Genomic DNA, 26394 nt, shown 5'->3' with positions numbered 1-26394 from the left:
TTTTTAATTGGTTGAAATTTTGAAAGTAGGTGTTCCACATGCTAAGTCGCGAACTTCTTGCAACGTTAATTATTGATTTTTTTGTCGCTTTTGGCGTTATTATTGGTGGAGCAATTATAGGTGGAATTGGCGCATTTTTAATCGGAAAACCTCCGTTATCCGTTATGCATGATTTAGCCGGAAGCTTAAAAATATGGGCCATTGTTGCTGCAATCGGAGGAACCTTTGATGCGATAACAAGTATTGAACGTGGATTATTTTACGGCACTCATGATGATATTTTCAAAACGGGATTTATGATTTTTGCAGCCTTGTGTGGCGCTCAGTCTGGAACTTTGCTCATTCAATGGATCGTCGGGGAGTCTCTATCACCATGAGAGTCCCTCCTTATTACGAACGTCCATCGGTGAAGCGATTTTTAGCTGGTATGATTCTCGGTATTATCATTGGCTGGTTCTTCTTCGTTTATCAATACGGACAAGTTTATGAAGGACTTGTTTTTCGGATTTCAGAGCAAGAAGCCATTATTAACGGGTTGGAAGACGATATTGAATTGCTTCGTAGTGAACAGAGTAGATTAAATGAAGAAAACGAAAAGAAATTAACCATTCAAGAAATAGATATTCTATTTAGCAATGATCGGCGATTGCGATTGAATCAATTAACATTACTAGACTTAAAACAACAGGTGCTGCATGAATTACAAGACATTAAGGGAAGAGATATCGAAACGGTCTCAAGAATGAGTGATCTGATGATAAGCAACCTCGAGAATAAAGTGTTTCGTACAGGTGATAAACGATACCAATTAAGTGTTGAACAAGTACACCTTCATACAACTCTTCGAATTTATGTCAAGATTATTCCATCTAACAGTTAATTGTCACATTTTTATGAACCTTTCAATTGGGTTACGTTTCGTCCTATCATTCTATTATATAATAAACCTAGAAACGTACCTTATCCTGGGTAAGGAGGGATTTTCATGGACGTAACTGGTAAAGAAATGGTCATTAACCGAAAAGACATGGCACTAAAAAAAGTTGAAAAGATCAAAAATGGCTTTTCTGCTTTTGCTGAGTCTAAAGAGGTTACCGAATTCATTCAAAAAGAATTAAAAAAACAAAATATTGACGTTTTCGAAGATATTACAGAGGTTGGTTGTTGGTTTACCCCTGTTAACAAAATAAAGAAACAACCAATGAATTACTAGACGAAGAAAAAGAGTATTGGAATTGTTCCAATACTCTTTTTCTTCGTCTAGTAATTCGACATGAGAACGAAATCACCTTCTATTCTTACTTACAAACCTCAATAAGCTTTTTCACGATCTCCTCTGTTTCTTCCCATGAATAAGCAGTTGCACCTGCAGCCATTGGGTGTCCTCCACCATTGTGTTCAGTAGCAATCGTATTAATAATAGGACCTTTTGAACGAAGTCGAACACGAATCTTCTCATCTTCTTCCACAAAGAATACCCAGACTTTCAGCCCCTCTACATCAGAGAAAGAATTCACTAGTTGTGAGGATTCAGAAGACGTCACATTAAACGTCTGTAAAACATCCTTCGTAAGACGCATGACTCCTACTTTGCCTTCGATAATGGAAAAGTGTTGTAACACATACCCTTGTAGCCTAGTCATTTTCACATCTTTTTTATGCAAGTTAGAATAAAATGCATTTTGATCAAACGTTTGTTTAACTAATAAACTCGCTCTTTGCAATGTCTCTGGAGTTGTATTGGTGTACCGAAATCTCCCTGTATCTCCTACAATTCCTGCATATAACAGTAGAGCAGATTTTGAATTCAGTGTATACCCTTCTGCTTCACTATTTTCAACGAAGTGAACGATCATTTCACTTGTAGAACTATAGTTCGTATTTACCCAATTTAAATCTCCATATGGTTCTTCATTTGGATGGTGATCAATTTTGATAAGGAAAGAACCTTGATCAAAGCGTTTGTCATCCACTCTAGCTGTATTCGCCGTATCACATACAATGACTAAAGCCTGCTTGTACTCCTCATCGTTCACGTTATTCATCGTGCCAAGAAAAAATAGACTCGGTTCTTCTTCCCCTACAACATATACTTTTTTTGTAGGATAACGCTCTTGAATCACGCTCGCTAAACCAAGCTGAGAGCCTAGTGCATCTGGATCTGGTCGTTCGTGCCGATGAATAATAATTGTCTGAAACTGATCAATTTTCTCTTGAATCTCTTTTATCATACAAAAACTCTCCTTTAATTAACCACTTGTTCACGGTTCCTCCACTAGCAAAAAAACTCGTCTCGAGATACAATGTCTACTAGAGAGAAAACGTAACACATCCGAGCCAAGAGTTCTCATCTTCTTGTGATGGCACTCAATTTTTTAGAAATGTGGGAGGTACTGTGATTGGATAAACTATTAACGATTATTATTATTATTTCAGCTGTCTTTTTCTTATATAATAAAATAAGAATGTGGCGCTCTAGTGAATCATTACTAAAGCGAATTTATCAAACAAAATCTTCTCTAGCATTAGGATTTTTCCTAACTGCTTTCGGTGCAAACCTACTCATTTTTAATCGAAGCATGATCGACATTGTTGTAGGCGTTCTATTTGCGATTCTTGGAGTCGCAAATATTATTTATGGATATCGTGCATCTCGTCATTATGTAGCACAACTCGGTGACTAATAGAAAATAGAAAAAGGTCTGTCTCTTGCCTTGCTCCTATATGGATAGAATGAAAACTTTCATATAGGAGCGTAGCGTGAGCAGGCCTTTTTATATACTAATCAATCAATTAACTGAGCCATCATCATTGCTTTTCCAACAATGTTTGAATCATGATAGAGTTCAACATCTATCTTTCCATGCTTTCTTCCAATTTCAAGAATCTTTGGTTTAATCGTCATTACACTATCAATTTGAACGGGTTTTAGAAAATAAAGCGTAATGTTCTCAACGACTAAGTCGCCTTTTTTGTATTTCCTCATCACTCTACTACCTATTTCCGTCACAAGCGTTGTGATCACCCCATAGGAAATCGTTCCAAGTTGATTGGTCATTTGTGGCGTCACTTCACATTCAAAAGTAAGCTCAGTGCCTTCAGACTTATCCAGTACACGACTTGTCACAATATCTTCTATCGTCTCTCCAATATGCGGCTGCCTTTGAATCATTTGCAACGCCTTCAAGACATCTTGACGGCTGATTACACCTAGAAGTTTTCTTTGTGTATCAATCACAGGCAATAGCTCGATCCCTTCCCACACCATAACATGAGCTACTGCTGCAATTGACGTACGTTCATTGACAGTAATCGGATTGCTTGTCATCACTTTTTCAATTGGAGTTTGCCTCGATGCTCCAAGAACATCTTTTGCTGCTACCATTCCTTGTATTTTCATATTTGCGTCGATAACAGGGTAACGACTATGCCCTGTTTTGTTATTTAAATCATGCCATTTCTCAACCGTATTTTGCGTTGTCATGTAAAACGTATCTTGAAAAGGAATGAGAATATCATCAACGAGGACAATTTCTTTCTTAATAAGCTGATCATAAATGGCACGGTTAATCATCGAGCCAACTGTAAATGTGTCATAACTCGTTGAAATGATCGGTAATTCCAGCTCATCTGCTAGTTCTATTACCTCATCACTCGTGTCAAATCCCCCTGTTATAAGAACCGCAGCCCCTGCTTCTAGTCCTACCTTGTGAACTTGATCACGGTTTCCGACAATTAATAAGTTACCTGGATCAACATATCTCATCATGGCTTCTAATTTCATTGCACCAATAACAAACCGATTTAACGTTTTATGAAGACCGTTGCGCCCACCTAATACTTGTCCATCAACAATGTTGACTACTTCTGCATATGTAAGCTTTTCAATGTTCTCTTTTTTCTTCGTCTCAATTCGAACAGTCCCTACTCGTTCAATGGTGCTGACAAGCCCTTTATTCTCAGCTTCTTTAATAGCCCGATAGGCCGTTCCTTCACTCACTGTCAGAGCCTTTGCAATCGAACGGACAGAAATCTTTTCTCCTACTTCTAAATTCGTAATATATTCAATAATTTGCTCATGCTTTGTAGCCATGATAGCCACCACACTTTCACTCAGCTGTTTTACTGATACACGTATTCTGTACTATTGTCATTATACGTCTGAAAGTTCGGACTATCAAGGCTCCTTTCTTATCCTCGCATTTTCTCCCTTGCCGGAGACATTTTATGAATAGGTACAGCTACGCGTTTTCTTCGCTTCTTTTGGTATAACAGATGTAGTCCATTTCCACTCACAACAAAAAGCGCAAACACCATCCATGACCAAGCAAACACCCTGTCCACTCCTGTCCCGTCAAATGGCAAATATTCAATTCCATAGACAATCATGGCAATTGAAAGTAAGAATGACAAGAACAACCGCTGTTTCATTCCATCACCCCACTACTGTTTTCTACATCTTATGCACGTAAAAACAGGAAAAGACCAAGCTTCCATATCCACATGTAAACAGAAAAAAAGAGTAGCTTCAGCCACTCTTTCTTACAACGAATTTTATAATTCGATCGATTCCCCAACCGCTAGAGCCAATCCTTTTTTTCCAGATAAATTGTCTGCAAATTCATTAGGATTCTGTTCAATAACAGGGAATGTATTATAATGAATAGGCACTACACGTTTTGCTTGTAGCCACTCAGCAGCAATTGATGCATCTTCAGGGCCCATTGTAAAGTTATCACCAATCGGCAAAAAGGCAACATCAATTGTATTTCTCTCACCGATTAGTTTCAAATCACTAAATAAAGCCGTATCTCCTGCATGGAAGATAGTTTTGCCTTCAGCTGTAAACAAAATTCCTGCAGGCATTCCTGTATAGACAATTTTTTGTTCTTCTTCAATTGTGTACGCAGATCCGTGGAAAGCTTGCGTAAGTTTTACGGTACCAAAATCGAATTGATGTGCACCTCCAATATGCATAGGATGCACATTAACCCCTTGCCAGCCTAAATATACCGCAAGTTCATTCGGTGCAATAACAAGTGCATTATTACGTTTTGCAAGCTCAACCGTATCTCCAACATGATCGTTATGACCATGAGTTAGCAGAATGACGTCGACCTCTAAGTCATTAGCATCTAAATCGGTAAGACCGTTTCCAGTTATAAAAGGGTCAATAATAATCTTTTTCTTATTTGTTTCAATTTGGACAACTGAATGACCATGATAGCTAATCTTCATACTATCCGCTCCTTTTTTGATTCTATTTCCCACTATATTTTTTATTTAACCACTAATCTAAAAATTCCTGCCTAACCATATGATTATTTTCCTTCTTGGTTTTGAAATAACGTTTGTTTTTTTACTCCTGTTGTTTCCGTTACGTATGAAGCTTCTAGTACAGCTGTCGGATCGATTGTTAAGACAACTTCCTTTAATTTTGGATACATAAATCGGTTGGTTATACAATAGATAATTAATCTTTCATCTCCTGTATAGCCACCTTGACCATATAAATACGTAATGGACACATCAAGTTCCTCTAAAAGTTTTTCTCCAATTAGATGGGGTTTTTCTGATATAATCATGACCGATTTTCCTTGATTTAAGCCGTCTAATACAAAATCAATCATTTTAGAAACGATGTAAAAAACAGCGATACTAAACATGGCTTGTTCTAACGTAAACACAAAAGCGGCGCCTGTAAGAATAACAGCATTTACCGCTAATAAAAAGGTACTAATAGGTATATGAAAACGACGATTAGCCCAAATGGCAATCATTTCAGTTCCGTCAACTGCCCCTCCTGCTTTCACAACAAGGCCAATTCCTAACCCTAGCATAAGACCCCCATATAAAACAATCAACACTTCAGAAGAGGTGATAGCCATCATCGGTGCCAACCACCAAAGTGCAGCAGTTGTCACAACGTTAGCATACAACGTACGAATCACAAACTTCCTGCCCATAAACCGTCCAGAAAACAGGAGCGTTGGAACATTAAGCCCTAAATACACAATCCAAATGGGCCAGCCCAATTGCGAGTTGACCATAATAGCTATGGCCGTTACACCACCATCAACTAGACCATTAGGAGCTAATATAAGTTCAAGCCCAGCTGCTACAATGATTGAACCAATTGTCAAAGAAAGATAATTAAAAAATGTTTTCATTTGTTTCTCCTCTTCTCTATGTCTATCTTATTTTAACATATGATGTTAAATTAAGAATAATCAAGAAGCTTTGAAAGGGGATATTATGTTAGAAAATAGATTACAGACTTTACAAAAATGGATGAAAACCGAAGATATAGCCTATACATTCGTCAAAGGAAAAGCGAACTTATTCTACTTAACGGGTTTTCGGTGTGAACCTCATGAGCGTCTAGTTTCCTTGTTAGTCTTTCAAGAATCCGAACCCATTCTTGTTTGTCCGAATATGGAAAAAGACCTTGTTCGACAATCGGGATGGAACTACCATATCATAGGCTATAGCGACAATGAAAACCCTTGGGAATTGCTCTCTCATTATTTTGCTTCTTTGTCACTACAAGGCACGAAAATAGCCATTGAAAAAGGATTATTATCTGTTGCGCGTTCAGAACAGTTACAAAACCTATCACCGGCACTAGATTTCATTTCTTGTGAAGACGAACTAATGAATCTTCGTTTAATTAAAAGCAAAGATGAATTAGCCATTTTACGAGAAGCAGCTAAACTAGCCGATTACGGTGTAGAAGTGGGCATTCACGCTCTGGCAACTGGTCGGACAGAAATGGATGTTCTTGCTTTAATTGAATATGAGTTAAAAAGAAAAGGAATTGCTGAAATGTCGTTTGGAACCTTAGTTCTAAGCGGTGAACAGTCTGCAAATCCGCATGGTAAGCCAAGTATGAAACAAATTCGTCACGGTGAATTTGTATTATTTGACTTAGGAGTTGTCCTTGAAGGCTATTGCTCCGATATCACAAGAACAGTAGCTTTTGGTCAATTAACAGAAGAACAAAGAGCGATTTATGACACGGTTTTATCGGCACAATTAAAAACACTTGACATTTGCAAAGCTGGCACAATTCTTGGAGACTTAGACCTGAAAGCTCGATCGATTATTACGAGTGCTGGATACGGCGATTATTTTCCGCACCGAATTGGGCATGGATTAGGAACAGAAGTCCATGAGCTTCCTTCACTTAATGAAACCAATCAAGACTACCTTAAAGTTGGAATGACGTTTACAATTGAACCTGGGATTTATGTACCGGGACTCGGGGGAGTAAGAATTGAAGATGATGTATTGATTACGACTGAAGGGTATGAATGTTTAACTACGTATCCAAAAGAACTACAAATAATAACGTAATTTTTGCCGCACCTTAATAAAGTATTAATAAGCAGTCTCAAAAAACACGATTCCCGTTTGTTAGGGAATCGTGTTTTTCTGCTTTCACTTCCTACTATCTGTCTATAAAACAAGGTGTTAAAAGACTTTATCCCCTAACACCTTCTACTTATGCTTATGCTTATGCTTCCCAAACCCATGTAAATAGCTTACTCTCTCCGTTCATAAAACGAATATCTAATTTTTTCATATTAGGATAAGCCGAACTTTTTAATCTTTTAACTAAATCATTCACTTCGGCTTTCTCGTGTAACTGTAGTTCATCGACAATTTGTTCAACCTTTTCCTTAGCTTCTTTCCCCTTTACGACTCGATCACCTTGCTCGTATTCATAATGATTTGGACTATCATATTCCCACTCATGCTCCACTCCATTTTCAACAATGGTAACCCTAAGAGAAAATGCCGTCATTAACTCTGTCCCGGAAGCGGCAGCCTGAATCGGTACACACAACCCAAGTAGAACAACAATCATCAACGGAGCAACATACCATTTCAACATAACCATCACCTCACCATTAACATGAGTAAAAAAATGGAATGTTATACAAGAGACCTAAGAAAAAGGACGGTCTTCCCTTTTTCTTAGGTCTCTTAGCAATGTGCGGAACCGATGCCTTCTTTTTAGCAGGAAGGAGTGCCCTTCTCCTTCATGCGCGCATCGTGTGGAGCCATTGCTCTTCTTCGAGTTTTCTTCAAGAAAAAGGACGGTCTTCCCTTTTTCTTAGGTCTCTTAGCAATGTGCGGAACCGATGGTCTCCTTCTTGTGCAACGTGCGGAGCTATTGCTCTTCCCCGAATCCTCTTCAAAAAGGGATGGTCTTCCCCTTTTTCTTGGTTCTCTATCGATACCGATGAATGACATCAACGCCGCCTGTCACTTCTAGCACCGTTCCCGTGACCATATCGGCATTTTCATCGCACAAAAAGAGAATAGACCTTGCAATATCTTCTCCTGTTCCTGAACGACCGATAGGGGTTTCACTATCATGCTGTTTTCTCGCTTCCTCAATGGTCGCTTCTTTCATTGACCCTAATATATTTCCAGGACAAACCATATTAGCAGTAATGCCATATTCAGCTTCTTCAATTGAGACGGTCTTCATTAACGAAACCAAACCGACCTTCGCTGCAGCATAGGCTGATCGGTAGATCCAGCCTGGGGCACTATTGGCTCCTTGAAAGCCATATGTAACGATTCGTCCAAACTGTTGCTCTCTCATAATGGGAACAATTTTTCGTAACAGATGATAAACAGCACTTAAATTTCCTTCTATCATCTCATACCATTCTGTCTCTTCGTAATCAACAAGCTTTTTCCGTTCGAACACATAAGGTCCTGCGTTATTAATTAATAGATCAATTCGGTTAAATTTCTCCATTGCAAGTGCAACGGCACGATCAATATCCTCTTTTTTTGTTACATCAGCTTGCACAAAATGAAGTACTCCCTCATAATGACTCCATTTTTCTTTCAAAGCTGTTACAGCTTTTTGATCACTTCGATACGTTACGGTTACAGAATACCCTTTTTTAAGCAAAGCTTCTGTTACTTGAACACCTAATCCTTTTGTTCCGGCCGTTATGAAAGCATGACGCACGCTTATCCCTCCTTACCCAAATCATTTACAGTTAAATGATACTACGTTTTACCATGTTAGTAAAAAAAGAGACCATTTCTCAAAAGCAATTTGAAGTAAGTCCTTAAAGGGCCGATCAAATTACTGTGAAATAGTCTCTCTTTACATATAGGCTCATGCTGCTTCCTTATAGGGGAAGGGGGACATCTACGGTTAACATTAATACTTTGTTTTTTCGTATTGATGTTCCATTTCATCTTGGTGACGCTGTTCATGCGTTCCTTGACTATAAGAATCCATCACTTGTTGATGCACAGACATTTCGCCTTCTGCATCGTAAACATGGTTTGATAATTTGTGTTCTTTCACTAGTGATCTACCCCCTTCTAAGTATTCAATCGCCTACTTAGTATGAAACAGACCAGCTAGTTTTATGTGTTAACAGTAGAAATGTCTCTTTATTATTTTAATAATGTTTCTGCTTTTTCTAATGCCAGTTTCACTTGATCAAATCCTGTTCCACCTGCACTGTTACGACGTGCAACGACCGTTTTGGGATGTAAGACATCAAAGATATCTTCTTCAAACAAGCTACTTGCATCTTTATAGTCTGAGAAAGGCAGATCAAGTAAGAATACTCCTTTTTGAATCGCAACAAGAACTAGTTTTCCCACTACTTCATGCGCGTCACGGAACGGCATTCCCTTCGTTGCTAAATAATCAGCAAGTTCGGTTGCGTTAGAGAAATCTTGATGAACTGCTTTTTCCATCGTATCGGTATTCACTGTCATTGTTTCGATCATACCAGCAAAAATATTAAGTGAACCTTTGACTGTTTCAACTGTGTCAAACATCCCTTCCTTATCTTCTTGCATATCTTTGTTGTATGCAAGTGGAAGACCTTTGAGAGTAGTTAAAAGAGAGAACAGGTTTCCATAAACCCGTCCCGTTTTTCCACGAATTAACTCAGCCATGTCTGGATTTTTCTTTTGTGGCATAATGCTGCTTCCTGTTGCAAATGAATCATCCATCTCGATAAACTGAAATTCCTGTGTTGACCAAAGAATTAATTCTTCACATAGTCGAGATAAGTGCATCATTAAAACCGAAGAAGCACTTAAAAACTCAACAATAAAATCACGATCACTTACTGCATCAAGACTGTTTTGATAAATATCATCAAAACCAAGCAGTTCTGCTGCATAAGCGCGATCAATAGGGAATGTCGTGCCTGCAAGTGCACCAGCACCTAATGGTGAAATATTTACCCGTTTCATACTATCTTCTAAACGGCTATAATCCCGCTCAAGCATCCAGAAATACGCAAGTAGATGGTGCGCAAATGAAACTGGTTGCGCACGCTGTAAGTGCGTATAACCTGGAATTAACGTTTCAACATGCTGTGTTGCTTGATTATACAACGCTTCTTGCAATTTTTTAATGGCATTCATAATTTCTTCTGTATTGTTACGTAGATAAAGATGCATATCAGTTGCAACTTGATCATTACGGCTTCGACCAGTATGAAGCTTCCCTCCAACTGGACCAATTTCATCAATAAGCATTTTTTCAAGGTTTAAGTGAATATCTTCTTCTGAAACAGAGAACTCCAATTCCCCGTTCTTCGCTTTTTCTCGTAACGTGTTTAGTCCTGCTTTAATTTGCTCAACTTCTTCTGCAGGAAGAATGCCGCACTTGCCAAGCATCGTTACATGTGCAAGACTTCCTTCAATGTCCTCGTCTACTAATGCCTGATCAAAGCCGATCGATGCACCAAATGCATCGACCCACTCCTCAGCTGTTTTTGTAAAACGTCCACCCCAAAGCTTAGCCACTACTGAGTGACCTCCTTCTTCTCTTTGTTCACCATGCTGTTTACTTTTGTTGATAAGCCCCATAATGAAATGAAACCAACTGCTGCACTGTGATCAAATTCATCATCTGTTGAATACGTAGCAAGTTTCTCATTATATAGTGAGTTAGGTGATTTACGTCCTTCTACGATCGCATGACCTTTGAACAGTTTCACACGTACAACACCTGTTACCGTTTTTTGTGTTTCTGTTAAGAATGCTTGCAATGCTTTTGTAATTGGTGAAAACCAAAGTCCATCATAGATCACTTCTGCTAATTTCTTAGAAATAACAGGCTTAAAGTGAGCGACTTCTTTTGTTAATGTAATATCTTCGAGCTCTTTATGTGCTTTAATTAACGTCATTGCACCTGGGCACTCATATACTTCACGAGATTTAATACCAACAAGACGGTTTTCTACATGGTCGATACGTCCAACACCATGTTTTCCAGCTACTTGGTTTAACTCAAGAATTAACTGGTCTAATTGATAAGACTTGCCGTTTAATGTTACTGGTACTCCTTGCTCAAAGCCAATTTCAATAATCTCAGCTTGATCAGGTGTGTTTTCAATCGAGTTTGTTAACTCATATGCACCTTCTGGAGGTGTCGCCCATGGATCTTCTAAGATACCGCACTCATTTGCACGTCCCCATAGGTTTTGATCTACAGAATATGGATTATCTAAATCAACTGGAATCGGAACATTGTTTTCTTTTGCATAAGCAATTTCCTCATCACGTGACCAACCCCACTCACGAACAGGTGCAAGAACTTTTAGATTAGGATTTAGCGCTTGAATAGAAACTTCAAAACGAACTTGGTCATTTCCTTTTCCTGTACAACCATGTGCCACAGCAGATGCACCCGTTTTTTCAGCAATTTCAACTAACTTTTTAGAGATAAGCGGTCTAGAAAGTGCTGATACTAATGGATATTTCTCTTCATACATAGTGTGTGCTTGTAATGTAGGCAACACAAAATCCTCTGCAAATTCTTTTTTCGCATCAATTGAATACGATTCAATTGCTCCTACATTCAAAGCCTTTTGCTTCACAAAGTCTAAATCCTTGCCTTCCCCAACATCCAAACCTACCGCAATAACGTCATATCCTTTATCTGCTAACCATTTAATTGCAACCGATGTATCTAACCCGCCTGAATATGCTAAAACTACTTTTTCTTTGCTCATCTCTAAAAACCTCCAATGAATATTAATACTTTAAATATTATTTTTATACATCCTTATTCAAAAAAATGAGTGCGTTACTTGCCTGCACCTTTTTGCATAAAACCAAACACAATTCTTATTAATATTCATTACTTTAACAGGGGTGAATGGTTTTGGCAAGTAAATTTTTTGTTTTTTCCTTTGTTTTTGTTTCCAAAATTACGATCCATCTTTTAATATGGATAGTGAGGTGATTTCATGAGTATCATATTCAATTATGATTCACGACTAGGCCTATCCTTACCTGTTATTTCTGTATCTTGGACTGATTTAGATAAAGATAGCCAAGAGGATGTTTTAGCAAAATGGGAAACGATCAGAGGAACAATACCTGACCGAGTAAAAGCAATAGAACGAAAGATTGATGTAGTCCATTCCCAGTTAACAGTAGAAGAAGATTTTGAGCGCTCTTGTGAATTGAATTTGGAAATGGCAGAACTTGCATCGATTATTAATGACTTATGGATATGGTTTCGCACAACTCCATCCATTACTTATGATGGCCACTTACTACCATCATAGTATAGGGGTGACAGATGTTGCCTGTATTTCTTGAAAAAACTAAAAAAGCTGTTGATCGTTCAACAGCCCCTTTTTTCTTTCATTCTTGTTTTATGACCAGTCTTCTAGTTCTTCCATTAAACGCCGCTTTTGATAAAAATGTTGCCCCACATCAATGACTTGTTGCGAAAAACGATAATTCATTCCTGCTCCTACAGCCATTCCGACTAACGGAACTCCTTGAATCATCTTCTTCCGTAACATCGTCAACACAAAACTTTTAGCAAGTTGTTTTAACAATTGTTCGAATATAGAGTCTTGTAAGATCGCGTCATCGCCGCTGTAAAACACATGTTCACGGTCTTGTTCTTCCACTTCAGCAATCAACTTGTCCCATTCTCTTGCTTGATGTGATTTCGGAATCGTCGCAACATAAAACAACTTTAGCATATTGATCAATTCAACAGGTCTTCTCACATCATATCCATAGACTAAAGCCAAGTGTTGTAACGATCGTAGTTGAATAACAGCAAGAGCAGGTAAATCAGATAACAGAAGAAAGGCGCCCCCCATGCCAGTGAGACCTCCTTGCCCTAACGCAATAAGTCGTTGCTTTGCCATGAGTTGTTCTGCTAAGTAGTCTAATTGTTCTAGCGGAAGGTTTTGCAGGTCATCAATAGTTGTAATAGTTGGATCAAACGTTCGTGCATGCGAAATGACTCTACGTTTTGTTTCGTCATAAGAGCGCGTATGTTGCAACCATGCCTGCAAATGCAATAAACATGCATCCATAACCGATAACCACTTTTGTTTACGCTTTTCACCTAGTTGATCAACAAGTTGCTCCGTCCATTTGCTGTACGTTGTTTTGAAATCGGTTGATTCATACGAAAAGAACGTCTCTTCCCATTCATTCAATTCTTTCAATCGAAATTCGATTTGGTCCATTTCCCTCATTTTTTATCCCTCTTTACTACCATAATCATTGTTGACAAACAGTTTTCTTTTTAAAATCGGAGAATACACCCACTCTTCGTTTTCTGTTACCTGAACCACTTCAAACGATTGTAATGTCGCATTCATTTGTTTTAGATGATGAAAAAAGATTGCCTCTGCTGTTTTGGGAGAAGCTGTGCTACCATAACCGTAACTTCTTTCTCCATATTGGCTTGCTATACAATGCTTTAAGGCTAATAGTTCGTCATTTCCTCTTTGAATTCCTGCCTCTTTTGCAGCATCTTGGACGAGTTCAAGACTAAGAGCAATATGTCCCAATAACTCACCTGCGGTTGAATGCTCCGGTGCAATCGCCTCTGTAAACACTTCTGTCTTTCCTACTTCATGCGTAAGACATGTCGCAATAATAATATCTTTATTGATGTTTGGGTACAATGGCAACAGCTGCATAGCTGATTGCGTGACATGGACAATATGATCAAGCAAACCAGCATAATATGTATGATGATAGTTTTTCGATGCAGGAATGGTTGTCATACGCTCTCTAATTCCTTTATTGCTAAATAACTGTCTGATAATGGAACGTAATGTTTGGGAATCGACTTCTTCCATCATAAGCCTAAACTCTTGCCAAAGAACTTCTCTTTGTACTCCCTTTTTTGAAATTAATTCAGAGACATTCACTTGATCTTCTTCTGTAGCTAAACGGATTCGTTGTATGTTTAAGTGCAGCTTCTCACGATAAGTCATAACCGTACCTTCTACCTTCACGATCGTCTTTCGTTGGAATGCTTTTTTTTGTTCATTTGTAATATCCCATAATCTCGCGGGAATCATGACCAAATTTCTTTCTAATTTGAAATTCGCGTAGTCGCTTCCATTAGCAGCTTGTTTAATCTCTCTCTCCTTAATTAGAAAAAAAGAGGTAATGGTTTCTCCCTCGTGCAACTGTAACATTGCCATCCCCCCTATCGCTCATTGTTTCATTGTATGCGCTATAGAAAGTTTTCAGTCTCATGATAGCGTTGTTGTTTTCTAAAAGCAAAACGATTTCCAACTGAGATCCAAACATCTAAAAAAAGCCTCCCTATTCTATCTTAAATTAGAATGGGAGGACTTTCTCATTTATGATTGCGACAAGCGAATCGTATCTCGAGCGATCATAACTTCTTCATTTGTTGGAATGATGATGACCTTAACTGGGGAATGTGGATAATTAATAAAAGCTTCTTTTCCACGTACTTTGTTAAGAGAAGGATCCCAATAAACACCCATAAATTCAAGACCTTTTAGTACGCGCTCACGAATGACATCACTATTTTCACCAATACCAGCTGTGAAAATAATAGCATCGACCCCACTCATACGCGCAGCATACGATCCAATGTATTTATGGATACGTGATGTAAATACTTCAAGAGCTAATTCTGCACGCTCATTTCCACTTTTTGCTTCTCCTTCGATGTCACGCAGGTCACTTGAAAAGCCTGACACCCCTAAAAGTCCACTACGTTTGTTTAAGGTATCTAATACGCCGTTTGCATCTTGACCCGTTTTTTCCATGATATACGGAATTAAGGCTGGGTCAATATTACCTGAACGCGTCCCCATTGTTACACCCGCTAGAGGAGTGAAACCCATCGATGTGTCAATTGATTTTCCACCATCAATAGCGGCGATACTCGCTCCATTACCTAAATGGCATGATAATAGACGCAGTTGCTCAATTGGACGACCTAAGAGCTCTGCAGCACGTTCTGACACATACTTGTGCGATGTTCCGTGGAATCCATATTTACGAATTCCGAACTTTTCATAATACTCATAAGGCAAGCTATACAAAAATGAAGATTCAGGCATCGTTTGATGAAATGCTGTATCGAATACAGCTACAGCTGGCACATTCGGCAATACTTCTTTAAACGCTTTAATCCCTACAATGTTTGCAGGGTTATGTAAAGGAGCTAATTCAGAAACTTCCTCAATTCCCGCTAATACTTCATCTGTAATTAATACAGAATCGTTAAACTTCTCTCCACCGTGAACTACACGATGACCAATGCCATCAATCTCATCTAACGATTGAATAATGCCAAGACCTGTTAACTTATCTAATAATGTTTTTACCGCAAAAGCGTGATCTGGAATGTCTAATGTTTCTGTATTTTTTTCTCCATCTACTTCTATTGTAAACACACCGTCACCTAAACCAATACGTTCTACTAATCCTTTTGTAACGACTGATTCCTCAGGCATGTTTAAAAGTTGAAATTTCAATGAAGAACTTCCTGCATTTATTGCAATGATTTTTGCCATCTTTTTTTGTCCGCTCCTTTTATCTTGCTTTTACTTCTTTTTATCCTCTTCCATTTAAGCACCACAAATTCATCATTTCAAGTTTATTCGCCTTTTTTCTACAGTTTTCAGCTATATTCTTTATTTTCAGAAATGAAATCGCTTTTTTGAAAAATAAAGAGTGTAACCTCTTACTTAAGGTCACACCCTTTCACACATTATATACGTAACTCTTCCTCAAACCATTTATTGATCTGTTTGACCATGTCTGCAAGCGCCTCTTTTTTAGTGAATGATGGGAGTTCCGCAAGCAATGCTTGTTTCGGTTGTCTCGTTTTCTCTCCCTTTTTCTGTAACATAAAGATGCTCTTTCCAAACTGTTCAGACTGAAACATGCTGTTAGGTAGCTGAAGTAAGCCGAGAATGTTGGCCTCACCTTTTACATATTCATGAAGCTGCTTGGCTTGTTCACTCTCAAATAAGAAATTCGGCACTAGGAAAAACAAAAACCCCCCTGCCTTTGTTTTGCTTATTGCTTGTTCAATCATAAGATGGTGAATAAAGGAATGTCCTTTTGGTGCTTTTAATTGATAAGCTTGGGCAATTTCGTCTTTTGGATAATACCCAACAGGTAAATCGGTCACAACTAAGTCTACATCTTCAAAAACAATAGGTTCTACGCTATCTTGGTGAAATAACTGCAATTCATGCTTTTGTAAATTCGCACTTACATAGGCAAGTTTTAAAAGCGTTTCATCAACTTCAAATGCACTTGCTGTAATAGGTGCAGTCGATTGATTCAAAAGAGCATTCACTAAATTTCCGGATCCTGCTGCCAAATCTAAAAGCAAAATAGGCTGTTCATTTTTCGCAATCACTTTGTTGACTAGGTAACTTAAAAATAAACAGACAGCGTCTGGCGTCATCGAGTGATGCGGTTGAACGGCTCCTTTCATCCCTTTTAAAACGGCTAATTGAAATGCTTTACGAATGTCTTCATTTGAGATTGATTCGTCTTTTATCGTAAACAGTTTGTCCTGTAACCACATTTTTTGTTCTGTTGTAACATGTTGACACACTTCTTCTTTAAATAAATTTTCACCTGCTTCTGCTAAACCTTCTAAGTATGTTACATCTACAATTCCCTCTAAGTAATTGGCCACTTCATCTAAATATGTATATAATATTTCTACTTTTGTTTGACTCACGGTTTTTCCCCTTCCTCGTTAAAGCTTCGTCCAACCATTTTAGCAAATTCACATGCTTAATACTACTGTAGTCACCTTCTGATCATGAATTTGAGCGAAGGAATGTCTACAATGCTTTGAGGGGAGTTCTCACAAAATAACGTCCCTTGGCCTTGTCCCGTACACAACCAGTTTAAAAAAGCCTTCCATGAGTAGGTTTCTCATAGAAAGCTTGTAACGTCCATATCATAGCTACTTTGTTAGAAGGATACTCCATACTTACTCCTTCTATTCCAGCTTAAAACTAAATGAACCACACTAAAATTGATTTTTACTCAGCTGATTTGGCAGCTTCAATAGCAGCTTCATAATTTGGATGATTCGTTGCTTCAGAAACATATTCAGCATATGTAACAACATCATTTGAATCAATAACAAAAACTGCACGAGCTAGTAAACGTAATTCTTTAATCGCAACACCAAAGGCCTCTCCAAAAGAAAGATCACGATGGTCAGAAACCGTTTGAACATTTTCAATTCCGGCAGCTGCACACCAACGCTTTTGAGCAAAAGGCAAATCAACACTTACGGTTAATACTTGTGTATTTTCAAGACTTGCTGCTTCCTCATTAAAACGTCTTGTTTGTTGGTCACATACACCCGTATCAATAGAAGGAACAACACTAATTAAGCGCACCTTCCCTTTTGAGTCAGCCAATGTTACTTCTGATAAATCATTTGCTAAAACGGTAAAGTCAGGAGCCTTTTCTCCAACCTTTACTTCTGAACCTAATAAGGTCATTGGATTTCCTTTAAATGTAATTTCAGCCATTGTTATTCCTCCTTTAAAAGTATGTACCCATTTATCTTACAGGAGAGTGAGAAAATATGCCAGTTAAGTAACTTAAAAGAAAAAATAAAAAAAGAATGGGATAACCCCATTCTTAAAGTGTTGTTTGATCCGTATCCGTTGTTGTTGTGCTTGTAAAAGTAGTAGTAGAAGAATTCCCGTTTGTAGCAGCACCACTTTGACCACCACTATTGTTTCCAAGCATTTGTTGAATTTTCTCAACTACTTGCGGTGCAAAATCAAGCAACTTCTCGTATAAATGAGTGTTACTATCTAAGTGAACCATTTTTACACCTTCACTATTTACAACTAAGAATGCAATAGGAGTAATGGAAACTCCACCACCACTACCACCACCAAATGGGTGCTTGTGTTCTTCCGTACCACGTTGTTCAATAACGAATTCACTACCACCAGCAGCAAAACCAAACCCTACTTTAGATACAGGCATGATGACACTGCCATCAGGAGTTTCAACTGGGTCACCAACAATCGTGTTTACATCGACCATTTCTTTTAAATTTTCCATAGCCGTTTTCATTAAACCTTGAATTGGATGGTCTGTCATGATTGTTTCCTCCTTCATAATTTACATATTTTTTTCAACCGATTCTGATTGAGACAGTTTCGGTCTTCGTCTCCAATGCTTAAGTAGCATTAGACCTGCAACGATAGCATGTCCGATTCTGAAAGAAAACATGCATGAAAAATACGTATGAGAAACCATTGCCTGAAAATGTGGATCAATTGTTAATTTAGGCATGAACTTCATTCTCATATAATTCCCAATGAGACCAATAATATTCCCCTTTACTCCCCAAATTGCACCAGCAAGTTGAGCAGTATGAGCTGCGTCTCCTACACCAATATCGGTGTGCCATGTTAATGAATTCACGTTTACTTTTTTTAAGAACTTTCGTACGATCTTATGTAGCCCAACTACATGGTCTAAGAAATCTTTAAACCAGTGAAAATATTTATCCAATAATTCTGGTGTAATTGGCAGTGCCTTTTTCGTTTCGAATCCAGCAATTTTTTGTTCTTCTTCCACAATTAGTGAAGCTGAATCATCATCAATTTTTATGACTGGAGCTGAAAAAGTGTATACTCTCATTCCCCAAAAAGTCACCTTTGCGTCAAGTAAATCATCGTCTTTATTATGACGATAATCTACGTAAATCTTCACTTTTGATACTACAACTAAGAGAAACAATACAAGTAGTGCTATAAGAATAATCGCCCAAACCATACAATACCCCTTTTTCAAAGTTCGATTGTATTAGCTTCTCCTTTTTTATACAGAATAAACCTGCCAGTTTTGGCAGGTTTACGCAAAAGTTATTCTTTCTTAATTTCATCTCTTTCATGAATGACTATCGTATCTGCTATGATGTCATGCAAACCTTGTTTTTTTTGCGTAAAAGCGACCATTGTATATATGGCGTAAAGAAGAAAAAAAGCTTGATGGATAAAACGCCCGATTCCTTCTCTGAAGATTATTTGAGTCCAATTTAACTCTTGACTATTCAAAGAAATCACTCGAATTCCTAACACCATTTTCCCAATCGTCTGTCCATACAATTTCGTCATAATCGCAAAATACAAAAAGAATACAATCGCCGTTAATACTGATTCAAAACTAAACGAGGCGATCGATAACAAACCATCCACTCCCGTTACTCGAAGCAATGGGTATACAAGTAATCCATTTAAAGAAAACACAACAAGCATATCCAGGAGAAAAGCCCAGAACCGTAGCCAAAAACCAGCATAATAATAGGTAGGCACTACGTGAGATTCTTCCTCTTGTGCTACGTGTAAAGGGACCTCGACATTTTGAGAAATGACTCGATTACGTAAGCGCCCGTTGACTACTCGCTTTCGTTTCGGAAGCCAAGATCGTTCCACTACCTCATTCAACATCTTCCCCTCCTTAATCTGTATAAATATATTTCAAAGTAGGTGATCGGTGTGTTGCTAAAATACGTTCAAGAGTGGCTAATTCCCCCACATCTGTTCCAAATAATTGTTGAAAGGACATAGAAAGGAAATTCGGAAAGCCTACATGTGGTTCATATTTCACTACATTCAATGGCCCAACTAGCTCTCTCATCATTTCTATGGTGTCATCCAAGCTTCCTAATTCATCAATTAAATCTAATTCTAAAGCTTGTGTTCCACTATAGATTCGTCCATCTCCTACAGTCCGAACTTGGGACTCTGACATCTCTCTTCCTTCAGCAATGATTCGAACAAATTCATCATAAGACTCATCTATTAATGATTGAAGGATGGCTCTGTCTTCTTCCGTCATTTCTCTTGTTGCAGACATAATGTCTTTATATGGACCACTTTTAATTGTATTTACTTTCACTCCATAATTTTCAGCCAGTTCAGTTACATTAATGGATTCCATAATGACACCAATTGACCCCGTAATTGTTTGTGGGCTTGCCACAATTTTGTCAGCAGGCGCCGCGATATAATAACCACCAGATGCCGCCATACTCCCCATCGAAACATAAATAGGTTTATCATATTCCTCTTGGGCTTCTACTATTTTCTCATGGATTTCAGCACTTTCCACCACTCCACCACCAGGGGTATTAACTCGAATAATGATTCCTTCTACAGTGGGGTCTTTCGCTGCATGTTCAATTTGTGATAGGAACATTTGATGACGATAGCCTGTTGCTGAAAATAAACCACCGTCTCCTGTATCTTGAATAACCCCATTTATTTCTAGAACAACGATTGAACCTCCCAATTCCTCTCCTGTATCTAATACTTGCTCTGTCCAATCATGTGCCATTGAATCCATAAAAGAGCTTGTATTTGAAAAAATCATGGATGTTGCTACATTTACTACTAGTGATATAACTAGCAACATCGCCACGGCAATTAACGCCAGCCATCGTTTCCGACTCATTCCCTCACTCCTCGATTTCACTTTTTCGTTTCTTTTTCCCATTCATTGGTTATGATAACATAAAATTGATAATAGGACATTTCAGAGAGGATGACAGTTATGACATCGAGAACCAATCTTTATTTATCCTACAAACGTACAGAAGAAATGGAACAAGTAGTTGAACAAGTAAAAACACTAGCTATGGAGAACGGTCTTACGCTTGTTTCCGATGTTAATAAAGCTAATATTATTGCAAGCATCGGCGGAGACAATGCCTTTTTACAAGCGACTCGCAAAACTGGTTTCCAAGAAGATTGTTTATACGTTGGAGTGAGCACCGATTCGCTAGGTTTTTATACTGATTTTTCCATTCAAGATTTCAAGCAGATGATAGAAGCTATGAAGAATGCCGAGGTGGAAGTACGTCGATACCCTATTCTGGAAGTGACTGTTGATAATGAAAAGCCATTTTATTGCTTGAATGAATGTTCGATTCGTTCCAATGTCATCAAAACATTTGTCATTGATGTCTTTATTGATGATTTGCACTTTGAAACGTTTAGAGGGGATGGGATGATTGTCTCTACTCCTACAGGGAGTACGGCATACAATATGTCCGTTAATGGAGCCGTAGTCGATCCTACCTTACCATCGTTACAAGTAAGTGAAATTGCTTCATTAAATAATAATCAATACAGAACTCTTGGCACATCCTTTTTACTTGGTTCAGACCGAGTCCTTACTTTGAAAGTTGTTCAAGATGGAAATGACCATCCCATTATCGGAGTCGATAATGAGGCTCTCAGCATTCGACATGCCCACCAACTGAAACTACGATTAGCGGAACGTTCCATTAAAGTATTGAAATTAAAAAACAATTCATTTTGGGAAAAAGTACAAAGAAATTTCTTACGTACACCTTAATATCTCTCCCCCTTAGGGAAAAATAGAGAGGTTGTCTCAAGAACAAGGTGCTAGTATGGAACATCGCTTCACCCTTGTTGTTTATGAGACAACCTCTCATTTATCTTTGATACATGATCGTATTATCGACAACCGTCATCATTACGTTTGTATGTAAGATGTCTTCTGGTTCAATTTCAAATAAATTTTTGTCTAGAATGGTAAAATCAGCTACAAACCCTTCTGCTAGTAAGCCTCTTTCTCTTTCCTTTTCGATCGCATAAGCACTTCCAGATGTAAACAACTGAACCGCTTCAAACGGGGTTAATTTTTGTTTAGGCAAATACCCTTCATGTTGTTCTCCTAAACGCGTTCTAGCTACAGCTGCATGAATGCCCAATAGTGGATCAACTGGTTCTATAGGTGCATCCGATCCCCCAGCACAATGCAAACCACTGTTTAGTAACGTTTTCCACGCAAATGACTGTTGAATTCGTTCTTCTCCTAATCTCTCCATTACCCAAGGAAAATCAGAAGCGACAAATCTAGGTTGGAGATCAAGAATGACGTTCAGTTTTTTCATTCGCTCTAATAACGAGTCGTCTACGACTTGAACGTGAATCAATCGATCTCTTCCTTCTTTCACGGGATAACGTTCTAATGCTGTCAAAGCCATATCCAGTGCAGCATCTCCTATCGTATGAATGGCCACAGCTCGATTTTTCTCACGAGCCTTTTTCACAAGCTGTTGTAGGCTTTCCTCTGTATGAATAGCGACACCTGAAGTAGAAGGATCATCTGTATAAGGATCGCTTAAAAAGGCCGTTCTCCCACCAAGTGCACCGTCTGCAAAGATCTTAACCGCCCCAAGCTCAATAAAAGGGGTTACCTCTCCTATTTCATATCCTTCTTTTTCCATTTCAGCTACCGCTTCATGATGGACAAGAAGGTGAGCTCGAAACTTAACCTCATTTCCATTAATGACATGTAAAAATTGATCAAACGTTTGTTTAAATCCTCCATAATAATGTAAATCTTCCGTATGACCGCCTACTAGACCAACTTGAAACATATCCTTTATCGCTACAGTTAATGCTTGTTTAACATACTCATCACTTGCCCCAGGGATGACTTCTTTCACTAAATCGGCTGCTGTATCTAAAAGAAAACCAGTCGGTTCTCCTTTGTCATCTTTAACAATTACTCCACCATTTGGATCTTTTGTTTCCTTAGTAATACCTGCTAATTCTAGGGCCTTAGTATTAACAAGGGCTGCATGACGACAAATCCTTGTTAAAAACATAGGTTTATCCGGAGCAATTTCATCAAGCTCTGAACGATGAAAGATCTTTCTATCCGGAAAATTATTTTCATTCCATCCCTCACCGAAGACCCAATGATCTTCCTTCGTTTCCTTGTAGTTTCGTTCTAATAATGTTCTCATTTCCGCAGCTTCATTCACTTCTGATAAATCAAGCCTAATTAACTTTTCACCATGACCAATTATATGTAAGTGACTATCTACAAAGCCAGGATACAGAAATTTCCCTTGTAAATCATGTTTTATTTCTATATTTCCCCCATATCGTTCTTCAAGATCATCTTTATTACCTAACGCACGAATTTTGCCATTCTCTATATAAATGGCACTCACGCTTTCGTTCTCTTTTCTCATTGTAAAACATGTACCGTTAAACCACAGCGTACCCATACATCTTTCCTCCTCTTTGTGTCTTTCCTATATCGTGCCCTAATCTTTTACAACTTGCAATATGATAGCATGGTAAAACCTTCGCCCAAAAGCAAATGCACACAAAATAAGAGAAGGGTGCTTAGTTGCACCCTTCTCACAGCCATCATATATCTAATTACTGGATGCTACCACCCATTTGTTGTTCAGCCATTTGAACTAGACGCTTTGTGATTTCTCCACCAACAGAACCGTTAGCACGAGAAGTAGCATCTGCTCCAAGTTGAACACCAAATTCTGAAGCGATTTCGTACTTCATTTGATCTAGAGCTTGTTGTACACCAGGTACAAGAAGCTGGTTTGAATTACCGCTGTTGTTGTTTGCCATGTTTCTCACCTCCTTCTGTACTCATAGAATGAGTTAGACAGGGGAAAAACATGCACCAAGATAATTGGTAATTGTTGTGAATCTTATTGAATGCGAGCTTTGTTGCCTTAAGTAAGCCATTTTAACTACCTAGATCTTTGTTGAAGTAAGGATTAAAATAGGTCTTCTACTTCTTTGCTAACTGGTGTTGCACTTGTTAAGATCAGTTTCTCTGTTCGTTCTACGGCATCTTGTACATATTTATCAACTTCTATATATTGCTCATATTTATTAGCTTGTTCTCGTTTCGGTCTTGTTTTTGAATCAGGTGGCAAGAAAATAGTACAACAATCTTCAAATGGCAAAATAGATGTTTCATACGTATCAATTTTTTTCGCAATTTCAATCACTTCTAGCTTGTCCATTGTAACCAAAGGGCGAATGATTGGCAAGTTCGTCACTTCGTTAATCGTATTCATGCTATGCAACGTTTGACTTGCTACTTGACCTAGACTTTCCCCTGTTCCAAGGGCAAGAATTTTCCGTTCCTGAGCAATTTTTTCACTGATACGAAGCATCACTCTTCTCATTATTGTCATTTGCAAGTTACTTGGAATGTGCTGATGAATGTGTTTTTGCACATCTGTAAATGGCACTAAATGTAGCGTAACGCTACTTCCAAATTTTGTTAGTGTTTTCGCTAAGTCAATTACTTTTTGCTTTGCTCTTTCATTCGTATACGGCGGGCTATGGAAGTGCACAGCTTCTATTTTGGCCCCACGTTTCATTGTTAAATAACCAGCAACTGGACTATCTATTCCACCTGATAATAACAATAACACTTTTCCACTTGTTCCAACAGGTAACCCACCTGCTCCTTGATACGAGCCAGACGTTACATATGTTGCTGTTTCGCGAACTTCTACTCGAATATCTACATCGGGATTATGAACATCGACTTTGACATCATCTGTATTCGCTAAAACGTACCCACCAATTTCACGATTTAATTGCATCGTATCTAATGGGAATGGTTTGTAAGCTCTTCTTGCCGTAATTTTAAAAGTTTGAACATGTTGGTGATCTTTTAGTACTTGAAGAGCACCATTCTGCATTGCATGAATATCATTTTCTACTTTCAACGCTAAGCTGAACGAATGAATTCCGAAGATATGTTTCAACTTACTCACAACCTCTTCGTGATTTTCTCCATTCAGTTCGATCACAATTCGACCGTACGTGCGCTTAATTTGCAAATTTGAAAAAGATTTAAGACTCATTTTAATATTTTGTTGAAGTTGCTTCTCAAATATAGAACGGTTTTTTCCTTTTAAGGCAAGCTCTCCAAATCGTATTAATATGTGATCATATGTCATGAGTTTACAACCTCCAGTAATTCCGGAATAATTATTTTTAACTGTGATATAAATTGATCTATCTCCGTTTGTGTTGTTTCATAAGAAAAACTGACTCGAATTCCAGAGTTCGCTCTTTCTTCACTTAACCCCATAGCTAAAAGAACTCGACTCGGTTCTGATACTTTTGACGAACAAGCCGATTTCGTAGATACATAGATCTCTTTTGCCGTTAAAGATTGTACAACAACTTCTGGTTTCACACCTGGAATAGAGAAGTTAACAATATGTGGTGCAACGTTGTCGTCTGGACTATTTACAACAACACCTTCCAATGTTGTTAATTCATTTACAAGATATTGACGTAATTTCTCTAATTGCCAGCTTTTGCTTGCTGACTCAGTAGCGAGTCGTAACGCTTTGGCCATTGCAACAATACCTGCAACATTTTCCGTACCAGCCCTCAGGCGCCCTTCTTGCTCTCCCCCATGAAACAGCGCATCTATTCTCAATCCTTCTCTAACAAATAAAAAACCATTCCCCTTCATACCATGAAATTTATGAGCTGAGAACGTACATAAATCAATTCCTGAATCCTTTAAATCCAAAGGTACTTTCGAAACACCTTGCACATGATCAACATGAAAAAGTATTTGAGGATACGCTTTTAGAAGTTCTCCAATCTTTTGGACAGGAAGTATTGCCCCTGTTTCATTATTTACATGTATCATGGAAACAAGAATCGTATCTGATCGAATTTCGTTCTTGATTCGTTCCACACTGATCATCCCATTTTCATCCACAGGAACATACGTAACGTCAAAGCCTTCTTTCTCAAGTTGTGAAAAGGCTTCGTGGACTGAAGCATGCTCCACTTGTGTTGTAATGAGGTGTTTGCCTCGACTTTGTTTTGCTTTTGCTGCACCTTTTATCGCTATATTATTTCCTTCTGTTCCTCCAGAAGTAAATATAATTTCATTGGCCTTTATACCGAGTAAATGAGCAATACGATTTCTAGATTCTCCGATTAATCCCTCTGCCTGCATCCCAAGAGAGTGAAGAGAGGATGGATTTCCAAAATAGGTCGACGCAACAGTTGAAAAGGTTTCAATAACTTCCTTATATGGTTTCGTCGTTGCACTATTATCTAAGTAAATCATCGTATACTCCCCCCAAGTCTTCATTTATTCTACGCATCCATATATGTTAGCACAATCTACATAAATAACAAGGTAGATAATTGATATTCCCAGTTATTCACATGTTCGAGCCATAAAAAAAGGTTATCTCAACAAAGAATCAGATCCCAAACAGTTATG

General features: G+C 38.2%; 30 protein-coding genes. 7 read left to right on the top strand and 23 right to left on the bottom strand.

What is annotated here, in order from left to right; translation table 11 throughout:
- Positions 1-38: 38 nt before the first annotated feature.
- The 3 genes from ytrH to N0O92_RS04115 all read left to right on the top strand — a co-directional run bounded on the left by ytrH (position 39) and on the right by N0O92_RS04115 (position 1213).
- Complete coding sequence (gene ytrH, locus N0O92_RS04125; RefSeq protein WP_315613384.1) at positions 39-377, top strand: sporulation membrane protein YtrH; 339 nt, start codon at positions 39-41, stop codon at positions 375-377.
- Positions 374-880, top strand: a complete 507-nt coding sequence (gene ytrI, locus N0O92_RS04120) for a sporulation membrane protein YtrI (RefSeq protein WP_315613382.1) — start codon at positions 374-376, stop codon at positions 878-880. Before ytrH ends, ytrI begins: the two co-directional genes overlap by 4 nt.
- A gap of 105 nt (positions 881-985) precedes the next feature.
- Positions 986-1213: a YtzJ family protein gene (locus N0O92_RS04115; protein WP_315613380.1), complete on the top strand. Its 228-nt coding sequence runs from the start codon at positions 986-988 to the stop codon at positions 1211-1213.
- 85 nt (positions 1214-1298) lie between these two features.
- Here the strand turns inward: N0O92_RS04115 and N0O92_RS04110 are convergent, their stop codons facing one another.
- Positions 1299-2231 (bottom strand): DHH family phosphoesterase, encoded by a 933-nt coding sequence (locus tag N0O92_RS04110; protein ID WP_315613378.1) that lies wholly within the window; start codon positions 2229-2231, stop codon positions 1299-1301.
- A gap of 168 nt (positions 2232-2399) precedes the next feature.
- On the opposite strand from N0O92_RS04110, the gene N0O92_RS04105 reads away from it, so the two are divergent.
- Complete coding sequence (locus N0O92_RS04105; RefSeq protein ID WP_315613377.1) at positions 2400-2684, top strand: YtpI family protein; 285 nt, start codon at positions 2400-2402, stop codon at positions 2682-2684.
- 101 nt (positions 2685-2785) lie between these two features.
- On the opposite strand, the gene N0O92_RS04100 is transcribed toward N0O92_RS04105, so the two are convergent.
- The 4 genes from N0O92_RS04100 to N0O92_RS04085 form a co-directional block, all read right to left on the bottom strand.
- Complete coding sequence (locus tag N0O92_RS04100; RefSeq protein WP_315613375.1) at positions 2786-4093, bottom strand: DRTGG domain-containing protein; 1308 nt, start codon at positions 4091-4093, stop codon at positions 2786-2788.
- Between the two features lie 98 nt (positions 4094-4191).
- Entirely contained in the window at positions 4192-4431 is a 240-nt protein-coding gene (locus N0O92_RS04095) for a hypothetical protein (RefSeq protein ID WP_315613370.1), read from the bottom strand.
- A gap of 123 nt (positions 4432-4554) precedes the next feature.
- Positions 4555-5238, bottom strand: a complete 684-nt coding sequence (locus N0O92_RS04090; protein ID WP_315613367.1) for a metal-dependent hydrolase — start codon at positions 5236-5238, stop codon at positions 4555-4557.
- An 83-nt stretch (positions 5239-5321) separates the two neighbouring features.
- Complete coding sequence (locus N0O92_RS04085; RefSeq protein WP_315613366.1) at positions 5322-6170, bottom strand: YitT family protein; 849 nt, start codon at positions 6168-6170, stop codon at positions 5322-5324.
- Between the two features lie 85 nt (positions 6171-6255).
- Between N0O92_RS04085 and N0O92_RS04080 the strand changes: the two genes are divergently transcribed.
- Entirely contained in the window at positions 6256-7356 is a 1101-nt protein-coding gene (locus tag N0O92_RS04080; protein ID WP_315613365.1) for a M24 family metallopeptidase, read from the top strand.
- 160 nt (positions 7357-7516) lie between these two features.
- On the opposite strand, the gene N0O92_RS04075 is transcribed toward N0O92_RS04080, so the two are convergent.
- The 5 genes from N0O92_RS04075 to N0O92_RS04055 form a co-directional block, all read right to left on the bottom strand.
- Positions 7517-7897: a hypothetical protein gene (locus N0O92_RS04075; protein ID WP_315613363.1), complete on the bottom strand. Its 381-nt coding sequence runs from the start codon at positions 7895-7897 to the stop codon at positions 7517-7519.
- Positions 7898-8236: 339 nt separating this feature from the next.
- The gene (locus tag N0O92_RS04070; RefSeq protein ID WP_315613362.1) at positions 8237-8995 is read right to left on the bottom strand and encodes an SDR family oxidoreductase; all 759 of its coding nucleotides are present in this window, start codon (positions 8993-8995) and stop codon (positions 8237-8239) included.
- Positions 8996-9193: 198 nt separating this feature from the next.
- Positions 9194-9343 (bottom strand): hypothetical protein, encoded by a 150-nt coding sequence (locus N0O92_RS04065; RefSeq protein ID WP_156314835.1) that lies wholly within the window; start codon positions 9341-9343, stop codon positions 9194-9196.
- A gap of 92 nt (positions 9344-9435) precedes the next feature.
- The gene (argH, locus tag N0O92_RS04060; RefSeq protein WP_315613359.1) at positions 9436-10809 is read right to left on the bottom strand and encodes an argininosuccinate lyase; all 1374 of its coding nucleotides are present in this window, start codon (positions 10807-10809) and stop codon (positions 9436-9438) included.
- Complete coding sequence (locus tag N0O92_RS04055; RefSeq protein ID WP_315613358.1) at positions 10809-12020, bottom strand: argininosuccinate synthase; 1212 nt, start codon at positions 12018-12020, stop codon at positions 10809-10811. The genes argH and N0O92_RS04055 overlap by 1 nt, the downstream gene beginning before the upstream one ends.
- Positions 12021-12257: 237 nt before the next feature.
- On the opposite strand from N0O92_RS04055, the gene N0O92_RS04050 reads away from it, so the two are divergent.
- Positions 12258-12581, top strand: a complete 324-nt coding sequence (locus tag N0O92_RS04050) for a hypothetical protein (protein WP_315613357.1) — start codon at positions 12258-12260, stop codon at positions 12579-12581.
- 90 nt (positions 12582-12671) lie between these two features.
- Here the strand turns inward: N0O92_RS04050 and N0O92_RS04045 are convergent, their stop codons facing one another.
- From N0O92_RS04045 to sppA, 9 genes are all read right to left on the bottom strand, one after another.
- Positions 12672-13517, bottom strand: coding sequence for an EcsC family protein (locus N0O92_RS04045; RefSeq protein ID WP_315613355.1), 846 nt, complete (start codon positions 13515-13517; stop codon positions 12672-12674).
- 3 nt (positions 13518-13520) lie between these two features.
- A complete protein-coding gene (locus N0O92_RS04040; RefSeq protein ID WP_315613354.1) occupies positions 13521-14474 on the bottom strand; it encodes a 3'-5' exoribonuclease YhaM family protein in 954 nt (317 codons plus the stop codon).
- Positions 14475-14642: 168 nt separating this feature from the next.
- Positions 14643-15833 carry an acetate kinase gene (locus N0O92_RS04035; RefSeq protein WP_315613353.1) on the bottom strand — a complete coding sequence of 397 codons (1191 nt, stop codon included), beginning with the start codon at positions 15831-15833 and terminating at the stop codon, positions 14643-14645.
- A 197-nt stretch (positions 15834-16030) separates the two neighbouring features.
- Positions 16031-17020, bottom strand: a complete 990-nt coding sequence (locus tag N0O92_RS04030; RefSeq protein WP_315613352.1) for a class I SAM-dependent methyltransferase — start codon at positions 17018-17020, stop codon at positions 16031-16033.
- 310 nt (positions 17021-17330) lie between these two features.
- Complete coding sequence (gene tpx, locus N0O92_RS04025) at positions 17331-17831, bottom strand: thiol peroxidase (RefSeq protein WP_315613351.1); 501 nt, start codon at positions 17829-17831, stop codon at positions 17331-17333.
- 112 nt (positions 17832-17943) lie between these two features.
- Positions 17944-18417, bottom strand: a complete 474-nt coding sequence (ytfJ, locus tag N0O92_RS04020) for a GerW family sporulation protein (RefSeq protein WP_315613349.1) — start codon at positions 18415-18417, stop codon at positions 17944-17946.
- A 21-nt stretch (positions 18418-18438) separates the two neighbouring features.
- Positions 18439-19098 carry a DUF2953 domain-containing protein gene (locus N0O92_RS04015; RefSeq protein WP_315613347.1) on the bottom strand — a complete coding sequence of 220 codons (660 nt, stop codon included), beginning with the start codon at positions 19096-19098 and terminating at the stop codon, positions 18439-18441.
- Positions 19099-19187: 89 nt separating this feature from the next.
- Positions 19188-19772 carry an RDD family protein gene (locus N0O92_RS04010; protein WP_315613345.1) on the bottom strand — a complete coding sequence of 195 codons (585 nt, stop codon included), beginning with the start codon at positions 19770-19772 and terminating at the stop codon, positions 19188-19190.
- A 10-nt stretch (positions 19773-19782) separates the two neighbouring features.
- A complete protein-coding gene (gene sppA, locus N0O92_RS04005) occupies positions 19783-20778 on the bottom strand; it encodes a signal peptide peptidase SppA (RefSeq protein ID WP_315613343.1) in 996 nt (331 codons plus the stop codon).
- A 99-nt stretch (positions 20779-20877) separates the two neighbouring features.
- On the opposite strand from sppA, the gene N0O92_RS04000 reads away from it, so the two are divergent.
- Positions 20878-21684, top strand: coding sequence for an NAD kinase (locus N0O92_RS04000; protein WP_315613342.1), 807 nt, complete (start codon positions 20878-20880; stop codon positions 21682-21684).
- A 100-nt stretch (positions 21685-21784) separates the two neighbouring features.
- Here N0O92_RS04000 and N0O92_RS03995 read toward each other — a convergent pair whose 3' ends face one another.
- The 4 genes from N0O92_RS03995 to N0O92_RS03980 form a co-directional block, all read right to left on the bottom strand.
- Complete coding sequence (locus N0O92_RS03995; protein ID WP_315613341.1) at positions 21785-23374, bottom strand: amidohydrolase; 1590 nt, start codon at positions 23372-23374, stop codon at positions 21785-21787.
- Between the two features lie 157 nt (positions 23375-23531).
- Positions 23532-23741 (bottom strand): alpha/beta-type small acid-soluble spore protein, encoded by a 210-nt coding sequence (locus N0O92_RS03990; protein WP_034634231.1) that lies wholly within the window; start codon positions 23739-23741, stop codon positions 23532-23534.
- Between the two features lie 152 nt (positions 23742-23893).
- Positions 23894-25096: a tRNA uracil 4-sulfurtransferase ThiI gene (gene thiI / locus N0O92_RS03985; protein WP_315613340.1), complete on the bottom strand. Its 1203-nt coding sequence runs from the start codon at positions 25094-25096 to the stop codon at positions 23894-23896.
- Entirely contained in the window at positions 25093-26235 is a 1143-nt protein-coding gene (locus N0O92_RS03980; RefSeq protein ID WP_315613339.1) for a cysteine desulfurase family protein, read from the bottom strand. Before N0O92_RS03980 ends, thiI begins: the two co-directional genes overlap by 4 nt.
- Positions 26236-26394 lie beyond the last annotated feature (159 nt).

Source organism: Alkalihalobacillus sp. MEB130 (assembly GCF_032335535.1).
GTDB lineage: Bacteria > Bacillota > Bacilli > Bacillales > Bacillaceae_D > Halalkalibacter.
Note: the sequence above shows the minus strand (reverse complement) of the source record. Positions and strands in the feature narration are given on the sequence as shown.